At 62.2% G+C, this 596-nt stretch carries 2 protein-coding genes; both read left to right on the forward strand.

Going from position 1 to position 596, the window contains the following annotated elements:
* Positions 1–141 (forward strand): 30S ribosomal protein S10 (locus EOA38_RS38385; protein ID WP_281060196.1); only part of this gene is annotated, 141 nt, incomplete at its 5' end.
* A gap of 92 nt (positions 142–233) precedes the next feature.
* Positions 234–596, forward strand: a 363-nt coding sequence (rplC, locus tag EOA38_RS38390; RefSeq protein WP_127301674.1) for a 50S ribosomal protein L3, incomplete at its 3' end; no start/stop codon positions are given.

Genomic DNA, 596 nt, shown 5'->3' on the forward strand with positions numbered 1-596 from the left:
CAGGACAAGAAGAGCCGCGAGCAGTTCGAGATGCGCACCCACAAGCGGCTGCTCGACATCGTCGATCCGACCCCGCAGACCGTCGATGCTCTGATGAAGCTCGATCTGGCCGCCGGTGTCGACGTCGAGATCAAGCTCTAGGAACAAGAGGGCGGGGCGACCCGGAACTCTGAAGGAACAAGAGGCGTGGAGGGGCGCTAGCCCCGACAGGGAACTCTAAAGGAATTGAACCGATGCGTTCAGGTGTGATTGCAAAGAAGGTGGGAATGACCCGCATCTATAACGATGCCGGGGAACACGTTCCCGTCACCGTTCTCCAGATGGAGAACTGCCAGGTCGTGGCGCAGCGCACGCAAGAGAAGAACGGCTACACCGCCGTCCAGCTCGGCGTTGGCCTTGCCAAGGTGAAGAACACGTCGAAGGCGATGCGCGGCCATTTCGCTGCCGCCTCCGTCGAGCCGAAGGCGAAGCTCGCCGAGTTCCGCGTCTCCGCCGACAACTTGATCGACGTCGGCGCCGAGCTCACCGTCGAGCACTTCGTTGCCGGCCAGAAGGTCGACGTCACGGGCACTTCGACCGGCAAGGGTTTCCAGGGC

Origin of the sequence: Mesorhizobium sp. M1E.F.Ca.ET.041.01.1.1, assembly GCF_003997355.1 — a bacterium.
Taxonomy (GTDB): domain Bacteria; phylum Pseudomonadota; class Alphaproteobacteria; order Rhizobiales; family Rhizobiaceae; genus Mesorhizobium.